The sequence below is a fragment of the Amylibacter sp. SFDW26 genome, from assembly GCF_009184395.1.
GTDB lineage: Bacteria > Pseudomonadota > Alphaproteobacteria > Rhodobacterales > Rhodobacteraceae > Amylibacter.
Window position 1 is genome coordinate 124,268 of the sequence record NZ_WEIC01000004.1, and the last position, 24,271, is coordinate 148,538.

A 24,271-nucleotide genomic window follows, 5' to 3' on the forward strand; every position below is an offset into this window, starting at 1 on the left:
AATCTTGATGTATTGTGTTGTGCTGTCAGATTATGCGTGACACCCATGATAACGGTAATGTCCGCATCAAGAAGCCAATCAATGCCCAAGGCCAATAAGGGACGTATGCTTTAGCTGGTTTGCGTTCAATCGCTTTAACCAAAAGTTTACACCCTTTTTCGGCATCAATGATAAACGGTGTCTTTGATTTTGGCAGGCCTTGATTGATCTCTGTGCTTATATAGCCAGGGTAAATTGTACTGACATTGATTTTTGGTTTTCGCAGCATATCTGCACGAATACCTTCGGCTAATGCGGAAACGGCGGCTTTACTTGTTGCATAAGCCGTCATTGCGCTGCGCATGCCCCGCATAGCGGTGATCGATGACATCATGACCAAGTGTCCCTCGTTTTGATCACGGAAGATTTCCATTGCTGCCTCGGATTGTGCCATGGCAGCGATCAGGTTTGTGTTCATTAGCGTAAGGTTTGTTTCAAATGCACCTTTACCAATTGGGGCGCCTTTACCTATGCCAGCGTTGATGATGATGCGGTCAATTTTGCCAAAGCTGTTGCGAAATTCATTAAAGACGTCGAATACGGATGCATATTCAGTGACATCTAAACGCGCTGTTTCTATGCGTGCTTCTGGAGCGATTTTTTCTATGTCGGCTTTTAATTCATTCACCTGTTCAATACGGCGGGCAGAAAGGGCCAGATCATAGCCACGTTTGGCGAATTCTTTGGCCATACCTGCGCCCAATCCAGAGCTGGCACCAGTGATCAAGATAACAGGGCGGTTTCTTTTATCTGTAGGTGACATAATGGGCCTCTTGGTTTTGAAGGTGGGCGTGACAATTCAAAGTGATCAGACGGGGTGTATTGCCTCGTAACGACAAGCTTGTGACGCCCGTATTTACCATTGTGCGTTCAATTCGGCGTGTTGCGTCTTCGCTTAAATCTAATGCATCTTGGACAACTGCACTTATAGGGCCGCCAGAACTGAAGATATAAACAGATTTGTCTTCTGGGGTGTCTGCACAGAGGTTTTCTAATGCAGTGCGAACGCGTGTGCGAAACGCTGTGCGGCTTTCTGTGTAATCATTGTCATACTCGCCTGAAGCCCACCGCGATACTGCGGCGTCATAAAGTTTTTGAAATGCTTTGTTTGGGTTGGATGTATTGGCAAACTCTTTGACCAAGGCAGCGTGTGTTTCCATATCTGGGCGGTGTGCTTTGATCACATCGAGATAATCAAACTCATTCCACCGTTTATCTTGAGTTATAGAAACAGTTTCTGATTGCTCGGATAAAAAAGCCGTGGCGGTTTGTATATGTCTGCGTAGAGTGCCACTGACAGTATTACTGCCATTTACTTTACGTGATTTACCTAAAATACGTCCCTGAAGCATTCCAGTGTCACTGAGTTGGTCGTAATCTGACGCACCAAAGGATGCTTGTCCGTGGCGGATTAAATGAACACGTACCATTTTAACGCGCGGCTTTCATGATTTTGCGGCATCGATAGTGTAGGTAATGGATGATAATCCAGAAATTTTTGAATGCTGGGTTACGTGTTTGTTTGTGATGGTAACGGTAATAAATTTGTTGCGCGATGGCGGAGAGACGGAACAATCCATAAACCTCGTAAAATGCAAAATTATCTTTAGGAAAGCCCATTTCAGAGTGATAATAATTGATCACTTCTTGGCGGGTCATCATGCCATCCAATGTGGTTGGTTGGCGACGTGTGGCTTTTGCCAAACGATCATCACCTGCCTCGACCCAATAAGCGAGCATGTTGCCTACATCCATCAAAGGATCGCCAATCGTTGCAAGTTCCCAGTCCAATACACCGATCACGCGGGTCGGATCGTTTTCGTCTAAAACAACATTGTCGAACCTAAAATCATTATGCGTTATGCAAAGAGTTTCTTGTTCCGGCATGTTATTTTCCAGCCAGCGCATGATCTTTTCACCACGTGGTACATTCCATGTGCGGGCATTGCGATACCGTTTGTTCCAACCTGTGATTTGACGCTCTACATACCCTTTGCCTGCGCCTAATTCCTCTAGGCCAGCCGCTTTGTAATCAACTTTATGCAGGTCAATCAATGTATCCAAAACATTGGTGCACATCTGACGAACTTGGTCGGCTGACATATCCAAGCCGCGTGGTAAGTTTTTGCGTGGGATAATACCTGCAACACGTTGCATCAGATAGAATTCTGCCCCAATTACATCGTCTTCACCGTAATAAGCACGCATTTCGGGAACATGTGGAAACACAGGTTTGAGCGCTTTTTGTAAACGATACTCACGGCCCATATCATGGGCTCCTTTGGCGCGTGTTCCAGCAGGGGGGCGGCGTAAAATCAAATCGTCGTTTTCAAATTCCAAACGATAAGTCCAATTAGATGCGCCACCTGCATATTGTGTGATTTTGGGCGTGCCTTTGATCTCTGGCAGTTCTTTATCAAGCCATTTTCGCAGAGCTGTGACGTCCAACTCTTCGCCTGAACGCACATCGCCTGCTGTATCTATGATTGCCTTACCGCTCATGATTGATCCTTTTCAGGGCGTGCCATACGTTCATCTAGTTTTTTCATTTGCTTGCGGATTTTGTTTAGGAACATTCCAAAAGGCAGATATCGTTTCATCATCCATGCTTGGCGCGCCTGTGGATGTGTAAAGATGTGTATGTCGCCTTTGGTAATTCCATCTACAACCGCTTTTGAAATCTCTTCCACACCAATTCGGGATCGTTCGACAAGACGCTTTGTGACGCGTTCTTGTTCTGGATCACTGGCGCGCATGTTTTTGGCAAGGTTCGTGCGGAAAAAGGCAGGGCAGACGACCGAAATATCAATGCCAAAATCCTCTAATTCTAACAGCATAGTTTCAGAGATAGCGACGACAGCAGCCTTGGTCGCGTTATAGGCCGAAGCGTTTGGCATGTGCAATAAACCAGCCATAGAGGCAATGTTAACGATGCGCCCATGTCCTTGTTTTTTGAGCATTGGTACGAACACGCGGCTGGATTTCGCAATGCTTAGAATATTGATATCGATGATCCATTGCCAATCTTCAATCGAGGTTTTGTCGATTGGCCCCATTTGGGCTACGCCAGCATTATTTATAATTATGTCAACGCCACCCCAGTTGTTTTTTAACCAAGAGGCGGCACTGGCAAAGTCGTCTTCTTGGCGAACGTCACAGTGGACGTAATGTGCACTGCCACCCATAGATTGCAATTGTGTAAATGTTTCGGCACCAGCTTCATCATCGATATCTGCGATGCAAACCTTGTCACCATTACGCACATAGATTTCCGCCATTGCACGGCCAAGTCCAGATGCGCCGCCTGTTATGAATATGCGTTGTGTCATATCAGCTGTTCCTACGGTATTTACCGAATTCTTGACGGGCAACCATTGCGCGGTGCACTTCGTCTGGACCATCTGCATAACGTAGGGCGCGCGCCATCAAATATAAATCCGATAAAGGTGTGTCATGCGATAGACCTGCGCCGCCATGTATTTGCATTGCGCGATCAACAACCGATTGTAATACATTCGGGGCAACAACTTTGATGGCAGATATTTCTGTCATGGAAGCTTTGGCGCCGAAGTTGTCGATTTTCCAAGCTGCATAAAGTGTCAGTAAGCGTGCCTGATCTATTTCCAAACGGGACTGCGCAACGAGATCTGGGTTGCCGCCAAGTTTAATGATTTTTTGACCAAAAGCTTCGCGTGTACCACCACGTATGATCATTAATTCCAACGCGCGTTCAGCAGCGCCAACAGCACGCATACAGTGATGGATGCGCCCTGGTCCAAGACGCCCCTGAGCTATGGCAAAGCCTTTGCCCAAACCAACCAACAGGTTTTTACGGGGTACCCGCACTTTGTCGAACACTACCTGTCCATGACCATAAGGCGGGTCATATTCACCGAATGTTGGCAGCATACGTTCAATTGTGACACCTGGTGTATCAAGGTCAACGAGCACCATTGAGTGGCGCGAATGTGGTTCGCCATCAGGATCAGAAATACCCATGAAGATTGCCAGTTTTGCATCAGGGTGCCCAATGCCAGTAGACCACCATTTGCGGCCATCTAAGATTAAGTCATCACCATCTTCGGTGATGCTGGCTTGAATATTTCGGGCATCAGATGAGGCTACATCTGGTTCTGTCATGCAGAATACGGACCGAATTTCCCCATTCAACAGTGGTGTAAGCCATTTGTCTTTCTGAGGTTTTGATCCGAAGTGATACAGTACTTCCATGTTGCCCGTATCAGGTGCGTTGCAGTTGAATATCTCTGGGCTGAATGGTGCACGACCCATGATTTCTGCAAGAGGTGCGTATTCTAATGTGGTCAGACCTGCACCAAGTTCATCATCAGGTAGAAACAAATTCCATAACCCAGCTGAACGTGCTTTTTCTTTTAAGTTTTTGATCATGGGCGGGACTTGCCAGCCGTTCCAGTCTTCGCCTGCATTCAAGCGACGGTTTTCTGCTAAGTATTCTTTTTCACGTGGGAAAACCTCTGCATCCATAAAGGTTTCCAATTTTTCTTGATACTCAAGAGCACGAGGGCTGGGTGAAAAATCCATTAGTTCATCATCCTGTTGATTTTGTGCAGATATGTAAATGTGCCTGTAATCTATTGATTAAGCAAATGATGATTGTTAATTATAAAGGATGAATATGATTCATCATAGAGTGGATCAACTTGATCTGAATTTGCTAAAAGTTTTTGAAGCGGTTTACCGCGAAAAACACTTAGGCAGGGCGGCTGCAATGTTGTTTTTAACACCATCTGCTGTAAGTCATGCCATGCGCAGATTGCGTGAACATCTTGGTGATCCGTTATTTGTACGCGATGGAAGATGTATGCGTCCAACGCCTGTTTGTGCCCGTATGGCCCCAGAACTGTTGGAAGAATTGGCAAACCTACGATCGTTGTTGCAGCGCTGGGGGGTGTTTGAACCTGCAAAGAGCAGGCAACATTTCCGGTTGGCTATGCCTGATGCAATTGAAGTGATGTTGTTACCTGATCTGGTTAAGTTATTGGCAGAAGAAGCGCCAAATACATCATTAACAACAGCGCATCTTGACCGCCGAGATATGGTATCATCATTGGCGGGAAACGTTTTGGATGTTGCTATTGATGTTGCGGTCCCAATTGATAGCGATTTACAATTTCAACCTTTGTTTCATGATCAGATGTGCCTTGTGACCCGAAAAGATCATGCATTGGCCCAAAAAATGACCGCAAAAAGATATCTGAATGCTGAACATATAGCAGTTTCGTCACGTGCAGCGGGAACTGTTATCGAAGATGCATCTTTGGCCAAGCTTGGATTAACCCGCAAAGTTGCGTTGCGATGTCAGAACTACCATTCGGCCGTTGCCATTGCAGAAAGTTCTGATTTCGCTTTAACCATACCACTGGCATTGGCGCGTACAATTACGGCTGGCAAAGGGCTCGTTATTTCAAAACTACCGTTTGAATTACCATCTGTTGATCTTAATCTTTATTGGCATTCTGACATGGAAAATGATGCTGCTAATGTTTGGTTTCGCAAATTGATTTTAGACCACTTTAGCCTTTCCGATGTGTTTCAGCCTTAATTTTCAACTTCGAAAATCAACCCAGCATTCGAACTCACACGTTTTATAATAGCGTCTCCGAATACAGGTGCTGGTGTTAAAATGCCACCATCAGCATTTGCAACGTCTTCCAACAAGCATACGGCACATTCTGTAAGGACTTTGCATGTCGATCCATAACCTGGATCGCGGTCACCCTTAACTCCGACGATAAGGCGTTCGCCGTTTTCGGATACACCTGTAAACATCATATCGTAGCTGCCGTTTTCACGCTCTTCTTTAGATGGGCCGTCGCCAGGTTTTAAGTCACTTTGCCCTGCGATAGGGTCTGTATCTGCGATGTGTTTTGCCATCGCTTCACCCTTTGGTCCAGGGCCTGTGAAAATCATTTCTTCATATGTAAAATCAGTGCCATACGGATGCCCCATCAACATATTAGAACGATGAACGTTTTTTGTATTCACAGGAGCCATGAAAAAAGGAGCAACCCATGAGCCAAGGTCGATATCTTCATATGGTTTATTTCCATAAGGTTGTTCAACGCCTTGAAAGCCTGGGGTTAGAGCGAAGGGTGAAAGCAATTTTTGCATGGTTTTGGGGTTGCTCATCGCAGCTTTCATAGTTGCGCGGCCTGATGCAGCGGTTCCGCCAGAGAATGTGCCATTCAAGCTTCGTACACGACATCTGACATCTTTTAAGGGCGTACCAAAGCGTTTCGAAGCTTCGGCCTGTAGAAAGTACACACCCATATCGGATGGAACGCTGTCAAACCCACAAGAATGTACGATACGTGCACCAGATGCTTTGGCCACATCATTATACTTATCAATCATGTCCCACATAAAGGAAGGCTCGCCTGATAGGTCGACATAATCCGTACCCACTTTTGCGCAGGCTGCTACAAGTGGTTCACCATATAATTGATATGGCCCAACAGTTGTGATGATCACTTTGGTTCGTTTGGCCATTGCTTCGATTGATATAGGATCGGACGCATCTGCGGTTACAAGAGCCGTATCACTTGGTAATCCCATTTCATCACGTACCGCTATAAGCTTATCAAGGTTACGCCCAGCCATTGCCCATGGTCGGTTCGAGTAATTTGCATTGATGTATTCAGCAACCAAACGTCCTGTAAAACCAGTTGCACCATAAATAATAATGTCAAATTCAGCCATAATACGTCTCCCTATTGTAAATCAGGTTTATATAAACACTCTTTTAAGCCTAGTGTTACCTCACGTTATTTCACCATTTATAAATCATGAAAAATATAGCTAGCTAATTCTTTTGAGGGTATGAACCGTATATAAACCTGCGATATATTGCATGTCTAATCTGGAGCCCAGAAATGCTTTCGCGGCATCGTTCTAAAAACCACTATTTTGAATATTCTGAAACCGATAGGATTGATGAGTTCTGGTTGTAATAGCTTACTATTTTCGGCCAGTTATGGAAAAGAAAAAACACGTCCTCCAAACCTAATCTGAAGATATCAAGTCACACTAAAAATGAGAATACTGTCTGTTACATATTAATGTTGTGTAATCCTAAGTTACATAAAAATATGGTTTTCGGAGATTGCTTTTACGGCTGCTTGTGCACGGGTGTTTGCGTTTAATTTACTACAAGCATTACTTATATAAAATGTGATTGTACGCTCTTTGAGATTTAGAATGTTCCCTATTTCCCAAGACGTTTTTCCGACTGAAACCTAATATAAAACCTCTTTTTCCCGTGGTGATAGTAGATTTTTCATGTCTTTGCGTGCTGTAATTTGAGAGCCAATAATTTCTTCATGAATAAGCATTCCAAAGTAAGGTAGATCTGGAAGTAAGTGTTGTTTTGTATAGGCCCAATCCTCTTCAGGCATGTCCGTTGATATAGAAAGAAGAGCTAGGTCTTCATAAGCACCGCGTATAGGAATGGTTATACCTTTATGTGAAATTCCAAATTCAGAGGCTTCATTGAAAAAAACTTCATTTGTTGCACTTTGTTTTTTGATTTTGCACCAATCCAGAGGTAGAGATGATTTAACACCTTCAATGATTATCGGGTCATGATTATTATAGTTTCTTGAAAAATAATGATCTTCCCAATCTTCAGAGTATGTTGTGAACAGAATACGTTTTGATACAATATCTTTGGGTGACCTGAGGCAAAAGTATGCAATATCTTTTATGCCAAAACTCGACACAAGTTTATTTAGAAAAACGCATTTTTTTTTGCTTCTCCGAAAGGCTTTGATATTCTTTGTAAGGGTTTCTGAAATTCGTTCCATCTGTCCTATTATGCCACCACATTGTGTTAAGAGATATTACCTAAGCTTACAGCAGATTCATGTAACACTTTAATGAATCGTATGAGCAGGCACATTTACGGCGGTAAAATGCTTATTTGTATACCTTAGGCTCTATTAAGTTAATTGATATGATGCACTGGCTGTAAATTATCTAAATGCGACTTTTCTAATACATTTATATCTTTTGATATTTCGGCACCAAGATTATCTGAAACGTTAAACAGCCCTGCCACTGTTTTTAAATCATCATATTTATGTACTGGACCAACACGCTTGAAGATACATCCTGCGCGGCGCAAAACACGTTCGACATAAATATCATAGACCGATATTATATCCTTTATGCCTATTGCATTTGCAGTTGTGAATAATCCCGATAAGAGCTGGCTTGTAACAATGTTGATACCTTCGGAACCAAAGAATTTTGCAGCTTCGGTATCTACACAAAACCGCGAACTTTCTAGAACCAGATGATGCCGTATTATTTTTTTATCACCCATAACTTCAGGAAATACTTCTGATAACATGTGAGGCTTATTGGTTGGCAACAAGCGCAATGAAGCTAATAGCTTTCCTTTTTTTGAAACAACACAAATATAAAGCGGGTTTTGTTGGTCAAAATGATCGCGTTCCTGACCGTTTTTAACAACAACACGCCATCCTCTGCGCTCGCTAAATTGGCGAGCTCTCAGTTGGTACATTTGATCTAATATAGTCTGGTGCTTTTCAGTCTGTTTTGCGTAAATTGTTAGTAACATTTTTTTTCTCCAATTTAGGTAAAATTGGAAAAGTGGCTGGGTAATGTCATTACTGTAAAAATACAGTACCGAATTAAATGCTGATGTTATCTGTACTCGAAGCTTACTCCTGGGGGCTAGGCCTGCAATTTTCCGTTTAACTTCGGCAGTCGTTATTAATTACAAGATTGAACCTACTTATATTTGAGCCTTTGTGGAAACAACAATACGTAATTTCAACCGTAGTGTAACGCGATAGATATTGGAACACTTTAGTTTGTAGATGGATTGATAATTTGAGTCGCGGCCTCTCTGCAATCGAATTGTCAGGTGCATCGCAACCGAAACAATAACCTCAAAGGTGACCCAATGCTAAAAAACGCCCCAGTGACCGAGCGTGGTCGATATAGAAATACAAAATACGTTATAGACACTTCTCATCCTCATTTCGAAAAGGCCTACCAACTCGATGTCATGGGAGTAACTGCTAAAGTTAGAGAAGGACGGAATGTACTTTGGCAACATCCAAAGCAGTCAACCGCTACTTCCAAAGAGCTTATAGATTTTGCACGTTGCTCTTATTTAGGACTTGATAACCACCCCAAGATTGTAAATGGGGCTATCGATATGGTTCAGCAAAACCAAGCTTTACATTGGTCTTGTGCAAGGACACGCCTAAATTTCGAACATCTAAGGGTGTTAGAAGGAGCTCTTTCCTCACTCTTTAGTGCAAGAGTGGTAGCATTCTCGTCGGTCTGGTTGGCAAACTTAGGTGTGATGCCTTTGTTGGCCTCTGGTCATTTAACAAATGGCGTTAAACCTGTGATCGTATTTGATAGGTCGTGTCACGTGTCTTTAGCTTATCACAAACCGGTAGTGGCTGACGAAACAGAAGTCATGACGATCCCACATAATGATATGAATGCATTAGAGGATATTTGCCGCAATCATGAGTGTGTAGCTTATGTTGCCGATGGTGTTTACTCGATGGGAGGTTCAGCACCTGTCGCAGATATTCAAAAGCTCCAAGAAAAATATGGTCTTTTCGCATACATTGATGATGCTCACGGTATTTCGATTCACGGTGAAAATGGCGAAGGTTATGTACGCAGTCAATATCCGACTGAACTTGGTGATCGTACAATAATTGCTGCATCTATGGGTAAGGGCTTTGGTGCTTCTGGTGGAATTCTAATGTTAGGAACGCCTCAACAAGAAGAAATCTTCCGACGTTATGCACCTCCTTATGCTTTTTCTGCTGCTCCTAATTTGGCCGCCGTCGGTGGTGCGCTTGGGTCTGTTGATATCCATAATTCTCCTGAATTAGCTCAAAGACAAAAGCTGCTGCGTGATAGCATTGCAGTGTTTGATGAGGTGATCGAAACGCCACAAACTGGTGAGCCATTTCCAATTCGTGTGGTTGCCGTTGGGTCTGAGCAAACGACGATTGAAAGCGCGCGATTCTTAATGGAGCAAGGGTTTTATGCATCAGCGGTGTTCTTCCCGACGGTTGGGAGAGGTCTATCAGGACTGCGAATTTGCCCTACTGCAGCGCATGAGCACGAGGATATCAGACGTCTTGGTTCACTGATTGATGACTTGAAAAAAGGCTGGGCAACTAAAAAGGCCAGCTAATGCAATTTAGGCTCACATAGCTTTTGTGAAATATTTGGGAGATTTCCTATGGCTTTGATTGAGTCACTTCAATCTCAATATAAAGCAAGGCATATTGTTCATCTTAATGGTATACTTTATTGCCTTGCCGCTACCTTCTTTTTTTGGCTTGCTAATGTTGTTGGCAAAATTACAGCAGAAGCTTACCCCATTCCGCTGATTATCTTTTTCCGTAGTGCGTTTGCTCTTATGGCCTGTACGATCTTTGCAGTTGTTTACTGTGAAAAAAACCCAATTAAAACTAAAAGACCTCGAACACTTATATTGAGGGGTATCGTTTGGATGTCTATGCTCGCCTGCTCAATCACGAGTTACCATCTGTTACCTCTGACCGACGCTGCAGCAATTGAATTTACGGGGCCAATAATGGTTGCAATTCTTGCGGGTTTGATTTTGCACGAAACCGTTGGTTTTCGAAAATGGCTTGCAATATTAATCGGATTTTCTGGAGTAATAATGATTGTGCAGCCAGGTATGGGAAGCGGTGGTCTTGGGGTTGTTTTTGCTCTTGGGAATGCATTCCTTTATGCCATAGGAAGCTTAATGGTACGTAACCTTGGCCGTGCGGAAGATAGTATTACGATTGTTTTCTATTGTTGTTTGGTTGCTGTTGTCATCTCTGGTGTATTTGTCCCTGTGTTTTGGGAAACTCCAGATATAAGGACTTTAGGGTTACTTTGTTTACTGGGTGTTTTCGGAGGTGTTGCACAACTTCTAATGACCAAATCTTTGCAATGTGCGCCAGCATCAGTTGTTTCTCCTATTTCATATAGTGGTTTAATCTGGGTGCTCATCTTTGGCTTTTTGTTTTGGAATGAAATTCCTGATATAATTGGAGTAACGGGCGCTGTTTTAATCGTGATAAGCGGAATATACATAGCAATTGATGGCAAAAGACGTAAAGGAAGAAGTCAATCTTGAATTCAATTCATGTATTTGTATCCGCATAGTATTGTTTGTTTAAGGGTGTTGTTTTTGCAAAAAATTTTCGACATTCCCGATATCAAACAAGTGTCTAATTAATATCCGTACTATTTTGCCATTCTTTCCTCTTTTGTAGCTCATGACAGAGAGTGTCATATTTTTGTTGCAATGATATTTTTGATGTTTTATATATCAAAAATATCATTGCGCTGGGAGAGATAATCCCTTTCGTGAACCCAAAAGCGATGAATTAGAACAAAGCTAGTTATATTAGTTAGTAAAATCTTCTGGGGGGAAGAAATAATGGATATTGTATTAAACGCCGTTCAAACGGTATTCGCGCTGGAAAACTTAATCTTTCTTGTCGGGGGTGTTGCGTCTGGTGTTATTTTGGGTGCCATACCAGGGCTTTCAGCAACGATGGGGATTGCGCTTATCATACCATTCACGCTTACTTTGGGGCCAGTTCCAGCACTCTTGATGATGATGGGCGCCTATAAGGGCGGAATTTATGGGGGCTCAGTTGCAGCAATATTGGTTAAAGCACCAGGAACATCTGCTGCTGCTGCCACAGTCGCCGATGGGTATTCATTAGCCAAAAAAGGTAAGGGGATTAAGGCCCTTAAGGTTTCCTTAGTTGCGTCTGTGATAGGGGATACATTTAGTGATATTGTTCTAATTCTTTCTGCTGCACAGCTCGCAAGAGTAGCGTTGGAGTTTGGTGCCGTAGAGTACACGGCAGTAGCAATTGTAGCTCTTACAATTGTTGGATCAGCTTCAGGGAAATCTCTTATTAAGGGTATTTTTGCCGCGGCAGCAGGCCTCTCCGTTGCTTTGATCGGATTGGATCCAACAAGCGGATTGCCTCGACTTTCATTCAGTGTGATTGAGTTTTATGGAGGGTTGCATCTGCTTCCTATGCTTATTGGGCTTTTGATTATGTCGGAGCTTATTATACAGATGGAGCAAGTGAAAAGTGTTTCGGTGGCCCATTTGCCCAATTCTACCGAACGTGATGATAACCGGATTACAAAATCTGATGCAAAGTTAATGGCTCGGCCGATTTTCGGTGGCTCAATCATAGGTACAATTATTGGGATTATTCCAGGCCTGGGCCCAACATTAGGTGCTTTCCTTGGTTACGACAGTGCGTATCGATTTTCAAAGAAGCCAGAGCTATTCGGTAAGGGGTCAGTCGAAGGAATTGCGGGCGCTGAATCTGGGAACAATGCAGTTAGTGGTGCAAATCTAATCCCTCTCATGGGGCTTGGGATACCTGGTGATATTGAAGCTGCCATTCTTGTTGGAGCTTTTCTTATTCACGGTTTGACGCCTGGCCCATTAATCTTTCAGGAAGCTCCAGATGTTGTTTATGGGATATATGTAGGTTTGCTATTTGCAAACGTTGCGTTGCTAATGATTGGCTGGACCTTAATTCCTGTCTTTGTGAAGGCTGCTAAAATTCGCGTTGGGCTCCTTTTCCCAGCTGTGTTTGTACTGTCTCTAGTTGGTGCTTACTCATTTCAGCAAAGTGTATTTGATGTTGGTATCGCGCTTGTTTTTGCTGCGGTTGGCTATTTGATGGCTAAATTACATGTTCCTAAAACAAGTTTTCTAATTGGTTTTATTCTTGCGACACTGCTTGAGGATAATTTCCGTAGATCACTCCAGCTTTCAGATGGCGCATATTCAACATTTTTCTCAAGCAGTCTTGGTAATGTGCTTTGGGTTCTTGCTCTCGTATCAGTGATATCGGCTATCCTGCAGCGCAAATCGAGGCGCGATAAAAAAGAGGCCATGATGTCTAATAGAGAAATAGAAACTATCGCTTCGAATGGAAAAGTATAATGTTTAGTAATCTTAATCGAATGGGAAATATTGCTGCGGCAACTGTGCTTTTAGTTGTTGGGATTGTATTGGTTCAATTCATCTTCCCATCACAAATTCCTGAAGGACTTGAGGGGGACATATCATCAGGCCAATACCCTAAATTTATCATGTTTATTTGGATACTTTCCGCAATAGCGTGGTTGGTATCTGCGTTGCTGGGGCAAATGGATGATGAAGGAAGTGATGAAGCTAGCTGGATTACAAAACGCAGTGCATTAATCATATTTATCGTAGCTATAGGATACGGTGTCTTTGCGACTGTTGGTTTTTTGGCAGCTGGTTTCATGTTGATTGCCTCTTTGTCGTATGTTTGTGGGGAGAGAGGAGTGGGGCCTTGGGTCTTGGCGGCTATAATGCCACCAGCTGTATTTCTATTTTTAGATTTTTTCTTAGATGTCACTTTGCCTACAATTTTATTGAGTTAACGAATTACTTGCATAATTTAAGTATTTGATATATTATCTTTGATATATCAAATTGATATCCGTATTTAGTATCCAAAGGGAGGGAACTATGAACATTAAACTGAAAAAAATCGCTCTATCTGCCGCTATTGGTCTTGCTGCTTTAACATCGGGCATGGCGCAGGCTGAAACTTTTCCAGAAAAAGAAGTCACAGTCGTTGTAAACTACGGAGCAGGCGGGGGCACAGACCTTTCTACTCGATCACTTGCTGAAGCTATGGAGGAGGCTTTAGGTAAACCTTTAAAGGTCGTGAATCGTAGTGGCGGCTCAGGCACAGTAGGACCTACATTTGTCGCATTCGCAGACAATGATGGCTATACGATTGGGGTGACAAGTTTTTCACCTATGGCTGTAACGCCTCACATGCAAGACGTTCCGTATAAAGTAGATTCTTTTCGTTATCTGGGTGGGTTCGCGCGTTACTTAACGGGTATCGCTGTACCTGCAGATTCACCATATAAAACGACACAAGATTTGATTGATGCAGCTAAATCGGGAGCAAATATTAAATACGGTGCTGCCAGTTCAATAGAATCTGTTGCAATTACAAGGTTGGCAACCGCAGCTGGCGTGGAGTTTAAGTGGATTCGCTACAAATCAGGTCAAGAAGTGTCAACAGCAGCCCTTAGCAAAGAAGTGGATGTGATTGTTGGAGATCCTAAAGAGATTGCGCCGTTTGTGAAAACTGGCGAAATGAGAGCGATTGCTTCGGCGAGCAATGTACGACTTCCAGGGCTTCCAGATGTGTTGACATTAAAAGAGCAGGGTTTTGATGTGGCAACCGAGAGTTATGCTGGAATCGCTGCGCCAGCAGGTATTGATGAAGATAAGGCTGCTATATTGGAAGCTGCGATGAAAGAGGCGTTTAAGGCGCAATCATTTCAGGACACGTTGACAAAGTTAGGTCTGGAACCAGCGTATTTTTCAGGTGCCGAGTATCAAAAGCTGATAGAAGATGGTTTTGCTGATATGGGTGCTGATTTGGCAGCTTTGGGTATAACTAAAAAGTAGATAACTGACTGTCAGTTTTGATAATAATGAAACCCTGGCTTTGTGCTGGGGTTTTTTTAATTTACCAAGAATGTGCAACTTGATATATGAAATATAACTCTATAAATGTAACTTAGAGCAAGTCTGCTAAGTTGTTGAAATTTAATTAAATGGAGTTTCTAAATGAGTATTGACGGTATAGCGCCTGTTGCCAGACACAAGACACTGGCTGAAGATACTTACGATAGGTTACGGCAGGCGATTAAGACTGGTAATGTGATGCCAGGGGAAAAAATTTCTGCACGCTCGGTGGCAGATTCTGCAAAGGTCAGCTTTACTCCTGCCCGCGAAGCCGTTGCGCGCCTGATATCTGAGGGTGCTTTGGAGCAGAGTGGACCCAAAACGGTCGTTGTCCCTACACTTACAATACAAGACTTGGCGGAAATAAACGCAATCCGTAGAAACGTAGAGGGCCTTGCTGCCGAGCTTGCTGTAGCAAATTTTCAGAATGCCGATATTGAGGAACTTGAAGCGATCCAAACGCTCTACGAGAATACTCGTAAGAGTACCAGCTTTCAGGAATCGCTACGGTTGAATGAGAAGTTTCATTTTAAAATCTACAGGGCGTGCGGATTGCCCCGCTTGGTTGCCATAATTGAAACTTTGTGGATACAGATAGGCCCTTCCTTCAACCTTTTGAATTCTGCAGACCCATTGCCAGAAAATCCACATCAGTTTCATCGCGACGTTATTCAAGGGATGAAGGATAAGGATGTTATAAAGGTGCGCCAAGCTATTCAAACAGATCTTGAATTCGGATATGAACGTCTTGTGGGGTTATACAAACAAAAAGAATAAAATGGCTTGAAAAGAGTATATTAATTTTGCGTTTTAATTATTGATATATCAAATATTATGTTGTAAAAAATATTTACATTAATTTTACTTACATATGAAGGTCTATCATGCGGCAGCCACCTATCGGATTAGAAATAGTTAAAGAGCAAACCGATGATGAGGAATTTGCCCCTGAGAACAGTTCGAGTGTTTCTGTAAGGCGGGAGAGCAATCAGTTTTCACTGCAAGAATCTGAAAGTCATTACCAAAAAGCAAATCGTGTTCTGCCGGGCGGAACGACACGCGTTACTGTGAAGAGAATGCCTGTTCCCATCTATATGGATCATGGTGAAGGGGCATATTTGGTCGATGTTGATGGCAATAGGTATCTAGATCTCGTCAATAATTATACCGTTCTAGTACATGGTCACGCGTTTGATCCAGTTTCAACTGCGGTTAAGCAGCAGATCGAAAAGGGAAGCTGTTATGCTAATCCAACCGATTCAGAAATAAAGTTGGCTAATATTCTAACCGAACGTGTGCCTGCTGTTGAAAAGGTTCGTTTTACCAATTCTGGAACTGAAGCTGTCCTGTTTGCGGTTAAGGCCGCTAGAGCATACACGGGGCGCGCTAAAATTGCCAAGCTGGAAGGCGCCTATCATGGCGCATATGATTGGGTTGAGGTAAGTGAAAACAGTACGCCAGACAATTGGGGGGATAAGGAACCTTTATCTACGCCGTTTTGTGCGGGGGTGCCTGAATCGGTTCTTTCTGAGACAATTGTATTACCTATGAATGATGTGGAGACATCTCGTGAATTGCTTTTACGTAATTCAGAAGATCTGGCCTGTATCATAGTTGACGTAATGCCAAGTCGAGCTGGGCTGATTCAGCTCTCACAAGATTATCTGATTATGTTGCGCGAGGTAGCTACAGAGAAAAATATTGTTTTGATTTCGGACGAAGTGCTTAACTTCAGATATGCTTATGATGGTATTTCTGCTGCCTTTTCATTTGAACCTGACCTTATAACTTTTGGTAAGGTTATCGGTGGAGGTTTGCCGATAGGCGCTGTGGGAGGAGTGACTGATATAATGTCAGTTTTTGATTCCTCTAAGGGTCGTCCCAAATTGCCACACGGTGGTACTTTCGCTGCTAATCCAATTTCGATGGTGGCGGGGGTTGCTTGTATGGAATATCTTACAGAAGAGAGCTTTCTGCACCTGAATGCCCTTGGAGATCGTGCTCGGTCAGGAATTGAAGAACTGGCAAAGCGTAGGAAATTACCTATCTCTGTGACGGGTGTGGGTTCGATGTTTCGGTTCCATTTGGTTGAGAACGCACCAACATCAAACAGAGCAGCTTTTGTTCCACCAAAGGCAGACAGTATCCATAAAGAAATTAGCGAACGTTTGTTAGCACATGGCGTGATGATACCAAGTGATACATCCGCCTGTTGTTCTACAGTAATGACATTCGCTGATATTGATCATCTTTTAACATCTCTTGAAGCAGTCATTGATGAGATGCCTGACTTCGCCACGCGCTTAAAGGCGTCTCAGATAGAAAGAGAGAGTTAGATATGCATTCAAACGGAAAAACAATGCCTAAAATTCAAGCTAATGCCATTGTAACAGGTGGTTCCACTGGCATTGGGTTAGCAATAGTAAAGCAGCTTTTGAGTAATGGATTCAATGTTGGTTTCTTTGGAAGTACGGCATCTCGTGTAGAGGCCGCGCAAGAGGAGTTGCTGCAGTTAGGTTTCTCACCAAATACATTTTTGGGGCGAACACTTGATTTGCGTGATGAGAAGGCTGTCATCGGTTTTTTTGATGACTATGAAGGCGTTTATGGGCCAGCTGGTGCTCTTGTAAATAATGCGGCAATTTCCCCGAAGCAGGATGGGAAACGTATTCCGATACATGAAACAAAACGATCTCAGTGGTCGGATGTCTTAAATGTAAATCTAACATCTGCTTTTTGTTGCACTCAACGTGTTTTGCCTGGAATGCTTGAGGCCAAATTCGGCCGTATTGTAATGGTTGGATCGATTGCTGCTCGTGCTTTGCCAAGATTTGCAGGTGCCGCATACGTTGCATCAAAAGCAGGTCTTAATGGATTGGCGCGCTCTATTACGTCGGAGTATGCCAGCAATGGTATAGTAGCAAACTCCGTTGCTCCTGGTAACATAGCAACAGTTATGACTGGCGGAACGTTATCAGAGCAAAATATTGCTGCTGCTAAGAATATTCCAACGGGACGGATTGGTGAACCAGAAGATTTGGCTGGAATAGTTGCATTCCTTTGCTCAAAACAGGCTGCTTTTATCAATGGTGCAACAATCGATGTGACTGGCGGTGAATATATCAGTCCCTGATCAAAACAACATCCCAAATATAATCTAACATTGGGTCGCAGTTATTGCTGACCCACATTAAAACATGAGAAGATAAAAATGCCCAAACCTAAAATTCAAACAGTCGCACAACGTATTGCCCAATTACTTGAGGCTTATGGCGTTACAGAAATGTTTAGCCAAAGCTTACCTAGTGCTGTTGTGTTAGCATGTGAAGACACAGGTATTCGTCAAATAACTTATAGAACAGAGAATGCAGCTGGTACTATGGCGGATGCCTACGCTAGGACATCCAGTAGAATTGGTGTGGTTTGCGCTCAAAATGGTCCAGCAGCAACATTGCTTGTACCGCCTTTGGCAGAAGCACAAAAAGTAAGTGTTCCTGTATTGGCTATTGTACAAGACGTCCCAAGAAACCAGACTGATAAGAACGCATTTCAAGAGCTTGATCATTTAACACTTTTTGCATCTTGTACGAAATGGGCGCGCATTGCAAACGACCCAAACCGCATTGATGATTATGTTCGACAAGCTATTACCGCGGCAACGACAGGTCGACCTGGGCCAGTGGCTTTGATGTTGCCAGCAGATGTTTTGCTTGAGAAAATCGAAGTGCGTGACATTGATGTATCAGGCGCATTCGGTACGTGGCCATTAGATCGGTCGGTCGCTGCTCCTGATTTGATTGAAAAAGCTGCTACTCTTATTGCACAAGCATCAGCTCCTCTTATTATTGCAGGGGGCGGTGTGCATTGTTCAAATGCAGCAGGAGATCTTGCAGAACTACAAGAAGCGGCAAGCCTACCTGTTGGTACAACAATGATGGGTAAAGGCAGTGTCGATGAACGTCACCCTTTATCACTTGGTATTATTGGGAATGTAATGGGGTCCAACTCCACTGGGAAACATCTGAAACACTTAATAGATAATGCTGATGTTATTTTACTTGTTGGCACACGAACCAATCAAAACGGAACTGACAGTTGGTCATTATACCCAGAAACCGCAAAAATCATCCATGTTGATGTCGACGGAACGGAAGTTGGGCGAAATTACTCAGCACTTCGCTTAATTGGAGATGCTAAACTTACACTTGAAGCTTTAAATTTAGCAATTGCTTCTAAGGATTTGGGAAAACGTAATCAGGGTCGTCATAGGGTTGTAGAAGATATCGAAGCTGCGCGTGGGCAACGTAATCAGGAAGCATCTGATGTTGTTACAAGTGATCAATCACCAATTCGCCCAGAACGTATTTTGTCAGAAGTAGAAAAAGTCATGACTTCTGATACCACTCTTGTCGCCGATGCAAGCTACTCGTCTGTCTGGATCAATTCTTATCTACCATCATTGAAACCCGGTATGCGTTTTATTACACCGCGTGGCCTTGCTGGCCTTGGTTGGGGATTTCCAATGGCCCTAGGAGCTAAGCTAGCCGATCCAACAAAAACCGTGATCTGCTTCGCTGGTGATGGTGGATTTGGACATGTTTGGTCAGAGTTGGAGACCGCAGTTCGTGAGAACATACCTGTTATAATGCTTGTTCTAAACAATGGTACATTGGGTTACCAAAAAGACGCGGAAGATGTGAAATTTGGCCGCCACACAGGCGCCTGTTATTTCAACCCTGTTGATCATGCACAAATCGCAAAAGCTTGTGGTTGTGATGCTTACACAGTTTCTGACCCAAGTGATTTGCATAAGACGCTTAAAGCAGCAATTCAATCAGAGCATCCAGTACTTATAGATATCATCACAGACCCAACGGCTTATCCGCCATTAACAATGATGGAGACTACTTTGGAAGAGGTTCGCCTCTCAAAGGTTTCTTAAGCTGCAAAACTAAATGTAGGAATGAATAATGACGAACCCCATACGAACGCAATGTTTTGTGAATGGTGCTTGGGTTGGGAATGGCAGTATTGCTGTTACCAACCCTGCGACAGATCAGGAGCTTGCCAAGGTGCCAAACTTTGGCTTTGATGAAACGAATGAGGCGATTGCGGTTGCGAAGGTTGCTTTTGGATCATGGTCAAAAACCCTTGCTAAAGAGCGATCTCAGATACTGCGGCGTTGGTATGATCTGCTTGTTGAACATGCGGATGAGCTTGCGCATATTTTGACCTCAGAACAGGGGAAACCCTTGGCCGAAGCCAAAGGGGAAATCCTTTATGCAGCTTCCTTTATTGAGTTTTATGCGGAAGAAGCAAAACGTATATATGGGGAAACTATACCGTCTCATATTCAAGACGGACGTATTATAGTTACGCGCCAGCCCATTGGTGTTGTTGCGGCTATAACGCCTTGGAATTTTCCAGCAGCTATGATTACCCGTAAAGTCGGGCCAGCTTTGGCAGCAGGTTGTACTTGCGTCGTAAAACCAGCAATGGAAACGCCATTGACTGCATTCGCCTTGGCGCAGTTAGGGCAAAAAGCAGGGCTTCCTGATGGTGTCTTGAATGTGATTACAGGGGATTCAAAAGAAATAGGCAAAGCTCTGTGTGATAGCCCAGATGTACGGACACTAACATTCACAGGATCTACACCTGTAGGGAAACTATTGATGCAACAATGTGCATCTACTGTGAAGAAACTTGGCCTTGAGCTTGGTGGCAATGCTCCTTTTATCGTGTTTGATGATGCCGATCTTGATGCCGCTGTGGTTGGGGCAATGGCTTCGAAGTTCCGCAATGCAGGACAAACATGTGTTTGTGCTAATCGTATTTATGTACATGATGCTGTCTATGATGCTTTTGCAGAAAAACTTGCAACCGCAGTTAGGGCTTTGAAGGTTGGTAATGGACAGGATGCGGCGACGACACAAGGCCCTTTGATCACAGAAAATGCCGTGCAAAAAGTAGAAGAGCATATTGCCGATGCAGTTTCTAAAGGTGCTTCTACTATTGAAGGCGGGCAGCGGCATGAAATGGGGGGTACCTTCTTCCAACCTACAGTGCTTCGGGATGTAACACAGTCTATGGTTATTGCAAAAGAAGAGACCTTTGGTCCTATTGCACCACTCTTCAGGTTTAAGGCCGATAACGAAGTTATTGCTATGGCGAATGACACAGAGTTTGGCTTAGCGGCTTATTTCTATTCCCGTGATATTGGGCGTGTTTGGCGTGTTGCGGAACAGCTTGAATATGGGATGGTCGCGATCAACAGCGGGATGCTTTCAACAGAAGTTGCCCCATTTGGCGGTGTAAAAGAATCTGGTATTGGGCGTGAGGGATCATCACATGGAATGGATGAATTTACTGAAATCAAATACATGCTTATGGCTGGGCTGTAGATATTAATAACGCCGCCGTAATCTCCCACGGCGGAATGTAGGCCCAGTAGTACGCTTCCTGATACTGCTGGGCCTCGTGAATGAATGTTGGTTTATGTTGCTGTCGGTATTGCTGAAACAGATGATGTTGGCGTCCAAACTGTTGCACGTAAAGCTGATGAGAATAATTTTATTCAGTGGTCATCTTACTGTCGGGCAAGCGGTTTGTATAAACTTGATAACAATACGAAAAATGGCATATTTTCCTTGGGCAAAGCACGAGAAGAAACTTATCTGTAGAAGCCGTGTTGCGTAAAGTAGGCACTATGTTTCGAAACTTGTGAGCAATGAACGCATTACGAAATATCTGGTAGGGGTGATGGCGGACCGAGGAGGATTCGAACCCCCGACCCCCTGATTCGTAGTCAGGTACTCTATCCAGCTGAGCTATCGGTCCGTGAGGGTGGGATTTAGTCTGCTTTGCGAAGCTTTGCAAGTGGCAAATCACAATATTGCAAACAATTACGTAGTTCCAGATTTTGCTTTCAAATCGATTGCGGCTGCGATCAATGCACGTGTATATTCTGTCGTTGGATTATTAAATATATCTTCACCACGACCGATTTCCACAACATCACCTTGGCGCATTACAATCACTTTATGGCTTAATGCGCGAACCACTTTAAGGTCGTGACTGATGAAGAGGTAAGCAAGACCGTATTTTTGTTGTAAGTCGCGCAAGAGTTCTACAATTTGAACTTGGACAGTCATATCTAATGCGGATGTTGGTTCATCCAAAACTACTAGCTTAGGCTTTAAGATCATGGCGCGTGCAATTGCGATGCGTTGGCGTTGGCCGCCCGAAAATTCATGTGGGTAACGATCAATCATTTCGGCTTCTAAGCCGACTTCTACAAGGATATCTTTGACCAATTGGCGACTGTCTTGGCCTGGCTCCAAACCATGAACGCCAAGCCCTTCGGAAACGATCTGTTCTACTGTCATGCGTGGGCTGAGTGATCCATAAGGGTCTTGGAAAACCATTTGCATGTCGCGTCGTAGGGGACGGATTGCTTTTGATTTCAAGCCATCAATGTTCTTGCCTAAAAACAAGATGGATCCTTTGGAGGAGATTAAGCGCATTACAGCAAGAGCTAATGTGGTTTTACCCGAACCACTTTCGCCGACAATACCTAAGGTCTCGCCTGCGCGAATTGTAAAGCTTGCATCATTCACAGCCTTGACATGACCAGCTGTTCTGCGCATGAGGCCACGTTTAATTGGAAACCAGACGCGCAGGTTTTTTGTACTTACGATTTCTTGCGCATTCTCTGCGGCTGCTTCGGGAATTCCTGAAGGTTCTGCCGAGAGCAGCATTTTGGTGTACTCGTGCTGCGGGTTGTCAAAAATGCTATGTGTTGGGCCTGTTTCAACAATTTCACCGTTTTGCATCACGCAAACACGATCTGCGATTTTACGTACAACGCCTAAATCATGGGTGATAAACAACATGCCCATTCCTTCGGCCTTTTGCACCTCAGCCAGCAGGTCCAAAATTTGCGCTTGGATTGTTACATCTAGTGCTGTGGTCGGTTCATCTGCAATTAACAGGTCTGGGCCATTGGCAAGTGCCATAGCAATCATCACGCGTTGACGCTGGCCGCCTGATAATGTGTGTGGGTAATCGTTTAATCGTGTTTCTGGATCGCGAATACCCACCTTATGCAATAGCTCTAAAATGCGGGGACGAGCCTCTTTACCTCTTACGCCCTGATGTAGGGCGAGACTTTCACCCAATTGCCGCTCAATCGTGTGAAGCGGGTTTAAAGATGTCATTGGTTCTTGAAAGATAAAACTAATGTCATTGCCACGGACACGTTGCAATGTCGTTGCGTCTGCGCCAACCATTTCCGTCCCGCGATATGTGATTGATCCAGATTTGCGTGCACTGCTTGGTAATAGATCTACCGTTGAAAGTGCGGTTATGGATTTACCTGACCCGCTTTCACCAACAAGGGCCACTGTTTCACCTGCGCTCACATGAAAGCTAACATTTTTGACCGCGTCTTTGCCATTGCCAAACTCAATACATAGGTTGGATATTTCCAATACTTTTTCGGTCATTTGAATGTCTTTCTTGGATCAAAAGCATCGCGTAGACCTTCAAAGATAAACACCAGAAGGGATAGCATGACGGAAATGGTAAGGAAGGCTGCAAAAGCCAGCCAAGGTGCTTGGAGGTTGTTCTTTGCTTGTAAGGATAATTCACCCAATGATGGATAAGATGGTGGTAATCCAAAGCCTAAGAAATCTAGGGAGGTTAATGTGCCGATGGCACCTGTGACTGCAAATGGTAGAAAGGTTAAGGTTGCGATCATTGCATTTGGTAACAAGTGGCGCAGCATAATTTTCCAATCTGGAACACCCATAGCACGAGCTGCACGAACATATTCGAAATTTCTTGCACGTAGGAATTCTGCACGTACCAGACCGACTAACCCTGTCCACCCGAATAGAATAACAATCAAGGTAAGAATGAAGAAATTCATTTTCAAAATAGCTGCCAAAATAATGATGACATACAGCATAGGCATACTGGACCAAATTTCTACAAAGCGTTGGAACAGCAGGTCGGTTAATCCGCCAAAATAGCCTTGAGCTGCACCTGCCATAATACCGAGTATTGAAGACGTGATAACGACAATCATTGCGAAGACGATAGATATACGAAAGCCGTATATTATGCGTGCAAGAACATCGCGTGTTTGGTCGTCCGTGCCCAGTAAATGGTTGCTGTCTGGTGCTGATGGGGCTGTTTGAACATCATAGTTGATGGTGTTGAAACTATAGGGGATTGGAGCCCAAATTAACCATCCTTTTTCTATAGGTTGGTCCTCGAACGTTCCATCTAATATATCCTCGGCTACGCTTTCTGGGTCATCTAAACAAGCCTCTAATCCACCTGATTTTATTAAACACTGAACCTCGGGTGAGGGGTACTCTGCCTCTGTTTCAAACTCACCGCCAAAATCTGTTTCTGTGTAAAAACTAAAAGCTGGAGTGTAGAAATCGCCTTTATAGCTGACCAAAAGAGGTTTGTCGTTTGCAACGAGTTCTGCGAAAGCACAAATAACAAAGAGAACGCTAAAGATTATTAATGACCAATAGGCGCGGCGATTGGCTTTGAAATTAGCAAACCTGCGTTTTGTAAGTGGGGAGTTGAACATGC

General features: G+C 43.7%; 22 protein-coding genes, 1 tRNA gene and 1 pseudogene. 12 read left to right on the top strand and 12 right to left on the bottom strand.

The annotated features are described in order from the left end of the window. Positions 1–25: 25 nt before the first annotated feature. From F9L33_RS12265 to F9L33_RS12285, 5 genes are read right to left on the bottom strand one after another with little or no spacing between them, the layout of a single operon-like run. Positions 26–802 (bottom strand): SDR family oxidoreductase, encoded by a 777-nt coding sequence (locus F9L33_RS12265; RefSeq protein WP_152143091.1) that lies wholly within the window; start codon positions 800–802, stop codon positions 26–28. Further along, positions 786–1,469 (bottom strand): histidine phosphatase family protein, encoded by a 684-nt coding sequence (locus F9L33_RS12270; protein ID WP_152143092.1) that lies wholly within the window; start codon positions 1,467–1,469, stop codon positions 786–788. The genes F9L33_RS12265 and F9L33_RS12270 overlap by 17 nt, the downstream gene beginning before the upstream one ends. A gap of 1 nt (position 1,470) precedes the next feature. Continuing rightward, positions 1,471–2,541: a phosphotransferase family protein gene (locus F9L33_RS12275; RefSeq protein WP_152143093.1), complete on the bottom strand. Its 1,071-nt coding sequence runs from the start codon at positions 2,539–2,541 to the stop codon at positions 1,471–1,473. Further along, a complete protein-coding gene (locus tag F9L33_RS12280; protein ID WP_152143094.1) occupies positions 2,538–3,368 on the bottom strand; it encodes an SDR family oxidoreductase in 831 nt (276 codons plus the stop codon). The genes F9L33_RS12275 and F9L33_RS12280 overlap by 4 nt, the downstream gene beginning before the upstream one ends. A 1-nt stretch (position 3,369) precedes the next feature. Continuing rightward, positions 3,370–4,599 (bottom strand): acyl-CoA dehydrogenase family protein, encoded by a 1,230-nt coding sequence (locus F9L33_RS12285; RefSeq protein WP_152143095.1) that lies wholly within the window; start codon positions 4,597–4,599, stop codon positions 3,370–3,372. Between the two features lie 94 nt (positions 4,600–4,693). Here F9L33_RS12285 and F9L33_RS12290 point away from each other — a divergent pair, with 94 nt between their 5' ends. Further along, complete coding sequence (locus F9L33_RS12290; RefSeq protein WP_226804116.1) at positions 4,694–5,620, top strand: LysR family transcriptional regulator; 927 nt, start codon at positions 4,694–4,696, stop codon at positions 5,618–5,620. Here F9L33_RS12290 and F9L33_RS12295 read toward each other — a convergent pair. From F9L33_RS12295 to F9L33_RS12310, 4 genes and pseudogenes are all read right to left on the bottom strand, one after another. Continuing rightward, the gene (locus F9L33_RS12295) at positions 5,617–6,777 is read right to left on the bottom strand and encodes a trans-acting enoyl reductase family protein (protein ID WP_152143097.1); all 1,161 of its coding nucleotides are present in this window, start codon (positions 6,775–6,777) and stop codon (positions 5,617–5,619) included. The genes F9L33_RS12290 and F9L33_RS12295 overlap by 4 nt on opposite strands. 377 nt (positions 6,778–7,154) lie before the next feature. Continuing rightward, positions 7,155–7,295, bottom strand: a pseudogene (locus F9L33_RS16075) (LuxR C-terminal-related transcriptional regulator); the annotation flags it as partial. 18 nt (positions 7,296–7,313) lie between these two features. Further along, a complete protein-coding gene (locus F9L33_RS12305) occupies positions 7,314–7,880 on the bottom strand; it encodes an autoinducer binding domain-containing protein (RefSeq protein ID WP_152143098.1) in 567 nt (188 codons plus the stop codon). Between the two features lie 140 nt (positions 7,881–8,020). Continuing rightward, positions 8,021–8,659, bottom strand: coding sequence for an acyl-homoserine-lactone synthase (locus tag F9L33_RS12310; protein WP_152143099.1), 639 nt, complete (start codon positions 8,657–8,659; stop codon positions 8,021–8,023). 348 nt (positions 8,660–9,007) lie between these two features. Here F9L33_RS12310 and F9L33_RS12315 point away from each other — a divergent pair, with 348 nt between their 5' ends. The 11 genes from F9L33_RS12315 to F9L33_RS12365 all read left to right on the top strand — a co-directional run bounded on the left by F9L33_RS12315 (position 9,008) and on the right by F9L33_RS12365 (position 21,342). After that, positions 9,008–10,273, top strand: coding sequence for an aminotransferase class I/II-fold pyridoxal phosphate-dependent enzyme (locus F9L33_RS12315; RefSeq protein ID WP_152143100.1), 1,266 nt, complete (start codon positions 9,008–9,010; stop codon positions 10,271–10,273). A gap of 48 nt (positions 10,274–10,321) precedes the next feature. Continuing rightward, positions 10,322–11,233, top strand: coding sequence for a DMT family transporter (locus tag F9L33_RS12320; RefSeq protein WP_152143101.1), 912 nt, complete (start codon positions 10,322–10,324; stop codon positions 11,231–11,233). Between the two features lie 306 nt (positions 11,234–11,539). Further along, the gene (locus F9L33_RS12325; protein ID WP_152143102.1) at positions 11,540–13,084 is read left to right on the top strand and encodes a tripartite tricarboxylate transporter permease; all 1,545 of its coding nucleotides are present in this window, start codon (positions 11,540–11,542) and stop codon (positions 13,082–13,084) included. Further along, positions 13,084–13,551, top strand: a complete 468-nt coding sequence (locus F9L33_RS12330) for a tripartite tricarboxylate transporter TctB family protein (RefSeq protein WP_152143103.1) — start codon at positions 13,084–13,086, stop codon at positions 13,549–13,551. The genes F9L33_RS12325 and F9L33_RS12330 overlap by 1 nt, the downstream gene beginning before the upstream one ends. 88 nt (positions 13,552–13,639) lie before the next feature. Then, a complete protein-coding gene (locus F9L33_RS12335; RefSeq protein ID WP_152143104.1) occupies positions 13,640–14,602 on the top strand; it encodes a tripartite tricarboxylate transporter substrate binding protein in 963 nt (320 codons plus the stop codon). Positions 14,603–14,764: 162 nt separating this feature from the next. Continuing rightward, on the top strand, positions 14,765–15,439 hold the full coding sequence (locus F9L33_RS12340; protein ID WP_152143105.1) for a GntR family transcriptional regulator: 675 nt from the start codon (positions 14,765–14,767) through the stop codon (positions 15,437–15,439). 107 nt (positions 15,440–15,546) lie between these two features. Next, complete coding sequence (locus F9L33_RS12345) at positions 15,547–16,998, top strand: aspartate aminotransferase family protein (RefSeq protein WP_152143106.1); 1,452 nt, start codon at positions 15,547–15,549, stop codon at positions 16,996–16,998. A gap of 23 nt (positions 16,999–17,021) precedes the next feature. Beyond that, positions 17,022–17,795, top strand: a complete 774-nt coding sequence (locus F9L33_RS12350) for an SDR family NAD(P)-dependent oxidoreductase (RefSeq protein ID WP_152143107.1) — start codon at positions 17,022–17,024, stop codon at positions 17,793–17,795. Positions 17,796–17,873: 78 nt separating this feature from the next. Further along, positions 17,874–19,604 carry an acetolactate synthase catalytic subunit gene (locus F9L33_RS12355; RefSeq protein WP_152143108.1) on the top strand — a complete coding sequence of 577 codons (1,731 nt, stop codon included), beginning with the start codon at positions 17,874–17,876 and terminating at the stop codon, positions 19,602–19,604. 28 nt (positions 19,605–19,632) lie between these two features. Further along, positions 19,633–21,063 carry an NAD-dependent succinate-semialdehyde dehydrogenase gene (locus F9L33_RS12360; protein WP_152143109.1) on the top strand — a complete coding sequence of 477 codons (1,431 nt, stop codon included), beginning with the start codon at positions 19,633–19,635 and terminating at the stop codon, positions 21,061–21,063. Between the two features lie 84 nt (positions 21,064–21,147). Further along, the gene (locus tag F9L33_RS12365; protein WP_152143110.1) at positions 21,148–21,342 is read left to right on the top strand and encodes a hypothetical protein; all 195 of its coding nucleotides are present in this window, start codon (positions 21,148–21,150) and stop codon (positions 21,340–21,342) included. 80 nt (positions 21,343–21,422) lie between these two features. Here the strand turns inward: F9L33_RS12365 and F9L33_RS12370 are convergent. From F9L33_RS12370 to F9L33_RS12380, 3 genes are all read right to left on the bottom strand, one after another. Then, positions 21,423–21,499, bottom strand: a tRNA-Arg gene (locus F9L33_RS12370). 65 nt (positions 21,500–21,564) lie between these two features. Further along, entirely contained in the window at positions 21,565–23,166 is a 1,602-nt protein-coding gene (locus tag F9L33_RS12375; protein ID WP_152143111.1) for an ABC transporter ATP-binding protein, read from the bottom strand. Further along, positions 23,163–24,269 carry an ABC transporter permease gene (locus F9L33_RS12380; RefSeq protein ID WP_152143112.1) on the bottom strand — a complete coding sequence of 369 codons (1,107 nt, stop codon included), beginning with the start codon at positions 24,267–24,269 and terminating at the stop codon, positions 23,163–23,165. The genes F9L33_RS12375 and F9L33_RS12380 overlap by 4 nt, the downstream gene beginning before the upstream one ends. Between the last annotated feature and the right edge of the window lie 2 nt (positions 24,270–24,271).

Coding starts and splice junctions, on each gene's coding strand:
- F9L33_RS12350 (WP_152143107.1), top strand. CDS start 17,022: ATGCCTAAAATTCAAGCTAATGCCATTGTAACAGGTGGTTCCACTGGC.
- F9L33_RS12265 (WP_152143091.1), bottom strand. CDS start 802: ATGTCACCTACAGATAAAAGAAACCGCCCTGTTATCTTGATCACTGGT.
- F9L33_RS12320 (WP_152143101.1), top strand. CDS start 10,322: ATGGCTTTGATTGAGTCACTTCAATCTCAATATAAAGCAAGGCATATT.
- F9L33_RS12270 (WP_152143092.1), bottom strand. CDS start 1,469: ATGGTACGTGTTCATTTAATCCGCCACGGACAAGCATCCTTTGGTGCG.
- F9L33_RS12305 (WP_152143098.1), bottom strand. CDS start 7,880: ATGGAACGAATTTCAGAAACCCTTACAAAGAATATCAAAGCCTTTCGG.
- F9L33_RS12330 (WP_152143103.1), top strand. CDS start 13,084: ATGTTTAGTAATCTTAATCGAATGGGAAATATTGCTGCGGCAACTGTG.
- F9L33_RS12295 (WP_152143097.1), bottom strand. CDS start 6,777: ATGGCTGAATTTGACATTATTATTTATGGTGCAACTGGTTTTACAGGA.
- F9L33_RS12360 (WP_152143109.1), top strand. CDS start 19,633: ATGACGAACCCCATACGAACGCAATGTTTTGTGAATGGTGCTTGGGTT.
- F9L33_RS12285 (WP_152143095.1), bottom strand. CDS start 4,599: ATGGATTTTTCACCCAGCCCTCGTGCTCTTGAGTATCAAGAAAAATTG.
- F9L33_RS12340 (WP_152143105.1), top strand. CDS start 14,765: ATGAGTATTGACGGTATAGCGCCTGTTGCCAGACACAAGACACTGGCT.
- F9L33_RS12325 (WP_152143102.1), top strand. CDS start 11,540: ATGGATATTGTATTAAACGCCGTTCAAACGGTATTCGCGCTGGAAAAC.
- F9L33_RS12335 (WP_152143104.1), top strand. CDS start 13,640: ATGAACATTAAACTGAAAAAAATCGCTCTATCTGCCGCTATTGGTCTT.
- F9L33_RS12315 (WP_152143100.1), top strand. CDS start 9,008: ATGCTAAAAAACGCCCCAGTGACCGAGCGTGGTCGATATAGAAATACA.
- F9L33_RS12275 (WP_152143093.1), bottom strand. CDS start 2,541: ATGAGCGGTAAGGCAATCATAGATACAGCAGGCGATGTGCGTTCAGGC.
- F9L33_RS12355 (WP_152143108.1), top strand. CDS start 17,874: ATGCCCAAACCTAAAATTCAAACAGTCGCACAACGTATTGCCCAATTA.
- F9L33_RS12380 (WP_152143112.1), bottom strand. CDS start 24,269: ATGTTCAACTCCCCACTTACAAAACGCAGGTTTGCTAATTTCAAAGCC.
- F9L33_RS12280 (WP_152143094.1), bottom strand. CDS start 3,368: ATGACACAACGCATATTCATAACAGGCGGCGCATCTGGACTTGGCCGT.
- F9L33_RS12345 (WP_152143106.1), top strand. CDS start 15,547: ATGCGGCAGCCACCTATCGGATTAGAAATAGTTAAAGAGCAAACCGAT.
- F9L33_RS12375 (WP_152143111.1), bottom strand. CDS start 23,166: ATGACCGAAAAAGTATTGGAAATATCCAACCTATGTATTGAGTTTGGC.
- F9L33_RS12290 (WP_226804116.1), top strand. CDS start 4,694: ATGATTCATCATAGAGTGGATCAACTTGATCTGAATTTGCTAAAAGTT.
- F9L33_RS12310 (WP_152143099.1), bottom strand. CDS start 8,659: ATGTTACTAACAATTTACGCAAAACAGACTGAAAAGCACCAGACTATA.
- F9L33_RS12365 (WP_152143110.1), top strand. CDS start 21,148: ATGTTGGTTTATGTTGCTGTCGGTATTGCTGAAACAGATGATGTTGGC.